This window comes from Candidatus Nanoarchaeia archaeon, assembly GCA_035290625.1.
Lineage (GTDB): Archaea > Nanobdellota > Nanobdellia > Woesearchaeales > DATDTY01 > DATDTY01.
In genome coordinates this window covers 1-5,659 of record DATDTY010000007.1, presented here as the reverse complement: position 1 = coordinate 5,659, position 5,659 = coordinate 1, and the positions used below count along the sequence as shown (strand labels likewise).

Below are 5,659 nucleotides of genomic sequence, written 5' to 3'. Positions count from 1 at the left end.
TATTGACACCAGCACAAAGACGATATCAAACAGTGAGTCGATTCCATAAAACCACCTTGGGCTGAAGATAAGTGTAACCACTGCTGCCTCCAAGCCACAAAACCCTGCGCTGATTTATAAAGATTATGAATCCAAGGGCTCAGTACAAAGTCCGGCATCATTTCTGCGAGCTTCTTCAGTTTCATCAGCACTGCTGACGGAGGGTTGCCCCAATCAAAACGCCCTCTGGCGTTTTGGTGTGCCAAAAGAGCGTAGCTCTTTTTAGCACCTTCGGGGGTGTCAGCAATCACATATACCCTCACAAGCGAGCCGGCGGCTAGCGAGCAAGCTCACCTTGCTCGCTTGCAAGCCACTGCCGTATGACTTTCTACTGAGCCGAATCCAAGTGTGGCAAAAATTTAGCAAAAAAATAAGAAAAAAAAAATAGAAAAACTTACCTCTTCTTCTTTCTTCCGCCTCGGGCCATCTGGGCTTCGCAGACATCCCCGCGCTTGTCAATAAAGTAGAGGCAGCCCGGCTTCCTCTTGATGCCTGCCTTGGCAACAACCTCCTGCTTCTTTGAGGTCTTCTTGCCTGCCCGCGCCATCTGGACCCGAGCGACATCTCCCTTCTTATCCAAGAAATAAAGGTATCCCTTTACTCTCTTGACTCCTGTCTTTGCAATAACTTTTGCCATTGTTTTACCCCCCTTTTAGGTACTAATGGTGTCTGAGCAGATGTCATTTATATATTTTTGTATTCTCTTGACGATACTTCGAGAGGAATGCTGCCTTCGGCCAGCTTCAATCAGGGTTCCAATCCATGAACTCCGGCAATCGGGTCTTGGCTGCCTTCATCCAAACCTTTATAAACAAACAACCCAAAAACAGGCCATGGTTCATATTCGGCGCCATGGAATTATTCTCAGCCCGACAAGCCTCCCCTTTGAGAACAAGGGAGTCTTTAACCCTGCGGTTGCCCAGAAAGGGAACCACCTGCATATGTTCTACAGGGCTTGGAACACCCAAAACCGCTCGACGATAGGATACTGCAGGCTCGATGGCCCCCTCAGGGTTATTGAGCGGATGAAAAAGCCGGTTCTAACATCTTCAGGAAGGTCCGAGTATAGCATTGAAGACCCCCGGATAGTCCACATCGATGGAACATATTATATGACCTATGCTGCCTATGATAAGAAGAATTGCCGGATTGCATGCGCTGCAAGCAAGGACCTTATGACGTGGCAAAAGATGGGAGTGCTCTCCCCTGAGCTCACCTACGATAAGGCAGAGGATCTTTTCAGGCAGTGCAACGGCCTTAAGGAGCGCTACTTCCTCTTCGAATCTTATTTCAAGGATATTGTCGGGAAGAATGTCCTTCTCTGGGAAAAAGACGGCATCCTCTTCCCGCGAAAGATCAATGGCAGGTATGCGCTTCTTCACAGAATACTCCCTGATATCCAGGTCATTTATTTTAGGAAATTCAGCGACCTCACCCCAAGCTACTGGAAGGCCTACCTCAGGAATCTGAGCAGGTATGTTGTCCTCGAATCAGAGTATTGGTATGAGGTCAGGAACATCGGAGGAGGCTGCCCGCCTATCGAGACAGAAAAGGGATGGCTCCTGATTTACCACGGTGTGGACGACATGGACAAAGGCAGGATCTACAGGGCGGGGGCAGCCCTGCTTGACAAGAAAGACCCAACAAAGGTCATAGGCCATCTCAAGCATCCCTTATTTTCTCCGGAGAAGGAGTGGGAAAAAAAAGGGAATGTCCCGAACGTGGTGTTCCCGACAGGGACTGCAAGGTTTGACGGCAGGCTGTACATCTACTATGGCGCAGCAGACAAGCGCATCGCAGCAGTCTCCTGCGACATTGACGAGCTGGTCCACGAGCTGATCCATGAGAAAGACAGCCTGAGCTGAAAAGTCTGATGCACAGCCAAAAGGCTCTGGTGAAAATCTCGCTTCGTTCGGGCAGCATCGAGTTCGCCTTGTGCGTATGTGAGCAAGGAGCGACATATCCCCGTCAGGGACATCCCCCTTGTCGTTGTGGTATCTTTTTGTAAAGAAGGCTCACGGATGATGCGGCCTTCATTTTCACCCGAGCCAAAACAGAGTTCCAAAACAGAGGTTTTATAAAGAACTTCCTCAATGAGCTGGACAATGAAAGGCAGAGAAAAGCCCTCGTTCATCCTCTACGTCAGCACCTTTCCGCCCCGCGAATGCGGAATTGCGACCTTCACCAAAGATTTGACGCAAGCGATGGACCGCAAATTCAATCCAAAGCTGAAATCCAAGATTCTTGCTTTGAACAAAGATGTTAATATCTACAATTATCCCGAAGACGCCATCTACCAGGTGAGCGATACTGATATCCAGGAATACGTCGACGCTGCCAGAAAGATCAACGAGAATGGCGCAATAAAGATCGTCAACATCCAGCACGAATTCGGAATCTTCGGCGGCATCTACGGCGACTACATCATCGCCTTCCTTGAAGTTCTGCAGAAGCCGATTGTAGTGACCTTCCACACCGTCCTGCCCCAGCCCGAAGACAAGCTGAGGAAAGTCGTTCAGGGAATTGCAGAAAAGGCAAGCCACATCATCGTGCCTACTGCAACTGCTGTCGACATTCTCCGGAATGACTATGGCATCTCCTCAAAGATCACCGTTGTCCCTCACGGCATCCCGGCATGTCCTTTTGTTTCCAGCAGGAAGGAAAAAGAGCGGTTGGGATTTGGAGATAAGATTGTCCTGACCTCCTTCGGCATGATGGGCCCTGGCAAAGGTTACGAGCACGTGATCCAGGCCCTTCCAGAAGTTGTTAAAAAACACCCGAATGTGGTATACCTCATCATTGGCCAGACTCACCCAGTGGTGAGGAGGGAGCAGGGAGAGAGCTACCGGAACGAGCTTACCGAGAGGGTTAAGAGCTTCGGATTGGAGAAAAACGTTAAGTTCTACAATAAATACCTCCGGCTTCAGGAGATTGTGCAATACCTCAAGGCAACAGACATCTACATCTCCTCGTCTTTGAATCCGAACCAGATTGTAAGCGGAACATTGGCATATGCCATGGGATGCGGCAGGGCAGTGGTTTCCACTCCTTTCCTCCATGCGCAGGAGGCAGTAACTCCGGATCGCGGCATTCTTGTGGATTTCGGAAAGCCGAAGCAGTTCACTGATGCCATTACCAAGCTGATCACCCATGAGCAGCTGAGAAAAGAGATGGAAAGAAATGCTTATGCAGCAACGCGCAAGATGCTCTGGCCAAACATAGCTTTATCCTATATGAATGTATTCAAGGAGGATATAGGGGCAAGGGATGAGAAGAAGCTTCCAAAGCTCAAGCTCACGCATCTCATGAGGATGACAGACAGATTTGGCGTGATCCAGTTCTCTAACCACACTGCTCCGGACAAGGCCTCGGGATACACCTTGGATGACAATTCCAGAGCCTTAATTGTCTGCTGCAGGAGATACAAGGACAGGCAAAGCCCGGTCATGCTTCGGCTAATCAGGACATACCTGAATTTTATCAGCTACGTCCAGGCTCCGGATGGAAAGCTTTACAATCACGTTGATCATGACAGAAAGATTAACATGCAGCACTGGAGCAGAGACGCCCATGGAAGGGCAGTCTGGGCGCTTGGATACCTGATTTCCCGGCCTGAAATCTCCCAAGACCTGAAGCAGCAGGCGGAAGAGACCTTTCGCAAAGCATTGGCTCCTGCGAATGGACTGACAGAGCCGCGGCCAGCCGCCTTCATGATCCTTGGGCTGTATCTCTGCAATGCCGTCAGGCCAGCCCGGCAGATCCGAAATGCTATCCAATCGTATGCAGACCTGCTTGTCAGCTTGTTTAAGTCAAATAGCCAGGAAGACTGGGAATGGTTTGAAAGCAATTTGACCTACTCCAACAGCAAGCTTCCTGAAGCCCTGCTGTTTGCATATGACGCGACAAAGAATCAGGAATACCTCAGGGTTGGAAAAAGGGCATTGGACTTCCTCATCTCCATTACCTTTGAAAAAGGGACATTTGTGCCTGTAGGCCAGAACGGCTGGTATTTCCGCAACGGTCAAAGGGCTCACTTCGACCAGCAGCCAGTTGACGCCTCTTCCATGGTCCAGACCTTGGTTGCAGCCTACGCAATCACCCAGGATAAGGACTATCTTGACAAGGCAAGCATCGCATTCCAATGGTTCCTCGGAAAGAACTCGCTCAGGCAGATGGTGTATGATGAGTCCACAGGCGGATGCCAGGACGGAGTCGGAGAATCCTCGATCAATCTCAACCAAGGGGCAGAGTCGACGATTTCTTACCTTCTTGCGAGGCTTGCCCTTGAAGGAAAGATGAGGCACGCGTAAGGCCATCAATCGGGCTCAAAGCGGAAAAAGTGTCTTACAAGAATTCAGAATATCGTAAACTTCCCTTCCTTCATAATGCACTTCCCATCAACATACACTGCCCCTTCTTTTCTCAGGTCCTTGATCATATCCCAGTGGAGCGCCGAATCATTGACCCCTCCTCCTTGCTTATACGCCATTCCTAAGGCAAGATGGATCGTGCCTCCAATCTTCTCATCAAACAGGATCTGCTTGACAAACTTCTTGATGCCGTAATTGATCCCCCAGCCGAATTCTCCTAGATATCTCGCTCCCTTGTCGATGTTCAGCATTTCATTGAGGTATGCTTCATTCTTCTTTGCTGTTGCCTTTACAACCTTCCCCTCCTTGAACTCCAGCCTGACGCCATCCACTTCTCTTCCCCCATAAATGGCAGGGAAATCGTATTCGATATGCCCTTCCGTGGAAGTCTCAACTGGCGCAATAAAGCACTCGCCATCCGGAATATTCCTGTTCCCGCAGCATTTGATTCCTTCCCTTCCCTTGATGGAAAACCTCAGGTCAGTGTTCTTTCCAACAATATGGACATCATTCCCCTTGTCAAGAACCTCCTTGAGGATATCCTCTTTCCTTGACATCTCGTCATAATCAACAAGACAGGCTCCGTATACAAAATCCTCAAATTCCTCTAGGCTCATCTCAGCATCCTGGGCAAGGGCTTCTGTAGGATAGTCAAAGATGACCCAATTGTCTTTCTTGAGGGTAATCTCAGAAATCTCCTTTGTCACAAGCCTGCGTTCAGCCTGCTTCTTTGGATTAATCGAGCTCATCTCCCGGGTATTCCGGTCGCAGCTGATCCGGATCATCCCGTCAACATTCCTTGCTTCGTAATCAGCGATTTTCGGGTAGGTGGTTAGGACTTCAGGAGGAGCATGCTTGAAAAATGTATACGCAAATCCCGGGAGATCAACATCCACTCTCGGTATTGCTCCCTTCTCCAGAATCAGCCTGCAGGTCTCCAAAACAAGGCTCTTCGCCTCGATCCCGCATGTTATCTTGATGATATCTCCTTTCTTAACTGTGAGAGAATGGTTCACAAAGATGTGAGCCAGCTTCTTCTCCCGCTCATCAATCATAACGGGAGTGTTTTTTAGGGGGATTTATTAGTGTTATGGTTTTTGCCGCCCAACTAGTATAAGACAAAAATAACGCATAGTTTATATAGTATCTGTGTTTTCTTGTTTGCATGTTAAACCTTCAAACACGCGAACTTGTCCTTAAGTGGGCAAACCAAGGGAAAACACAACAGGAAATCGCTGACTTGGCAGGAT

Annotated in this window: 4 protein-coding genes; 2 read left to right on the top strand and 2 right to left on the bottom strand. The window is 49.0% G+C overall.

All coding sequences use genetic code 11. The annotated features are described in order from the left end of the window. Window positions 1–433: 433 nt before the first annotated feature. Window positions 434–676 (bottom strand): hypothetical protein, encoded by a 243-nt coding sequence (locus tag VJB08_00480; GenBank protein ID HLD42447.1) that lies wholly within the window; start codon window positions 674–676, stop codon window positions 434–436. A 196-nt stretch (window positions 677–872) separates the two neighbouring features. Here VJB08_00480 and VJB08_00475 point away from each other — a divergent pair, with 196 nt between their 5' ends. Continuing rightward, complete coding sequence (locus VJB08_00475; protein HLD42446.1) at window positions 873–1,904, top strand: pesticidal protein Cry7Aa; 1,032 nt, start codon at window positions 873–875, stop codon at window positions 1,902–1,904. Window positions 1,905–2,144: 240 nt separating this feature from the next. Further along, window positions 2,145–4,349 (top strand): glycosyltransferase, encoded by a 2,205-nt coding sequence (locus tag VJB08_00470; GenBank protein ID HLD42445.1) that lies wholly within the window; start codon window positions 2,145–2,147, stop codon window positions 4,347–4,349. A 44-nt stretch (window positions 4,350–4,393) separates the two neighbouring features. Here the strand turns inward: VJB08_00470 and VJB08_00465 are convergent, their stop codons facing one another. After that, window positions 4,394–5,464, bottom strand: coding sequence for an aminopeptidase (locus tag VJB08_00465; GenBank protein ID HLD42444.1), 1,071 nt, complete (start codon window positions 5,462–5,464; stop codon window positions 4,394–4,396). Between the last annotated feature and the right edge of the window lie 195 nt (window positions 5,465–5,659).

What these genes read in the sequence shown, in the direction of transcription:
- VJB08_00475 (HLD42446.1), top strand. Translation starts at nt 873, where the DNA reads ATGGTTCATATTCGGCGCCATGGAATTATTCTCAGCCCGACAAGCCTC.
- VJB08_00470 (HLD42445.1), top strand. Translation starts at nt 2,145, where the DNA reads ATGAAAGGCAGAGAAAAGCCCTCGTTCATCCTCTACGTCAGCACCTTT.
- VJB08_00465 (HLD42444.1), bottom strand. Translation starts at nt 5,464, where the DNA reads ATGATTGATGAGCGGGAGAAGAAGCTGGCTCACATCTTTGTGAACCAT.
- VJB08_00480 (HLD42447.1), bottom strand. Translation starts at nt 676, where the DNA reads ATGGCAAAAGTTATTGCAAAGACAGGAGTCAAGAGAGTAAAGGGATAC.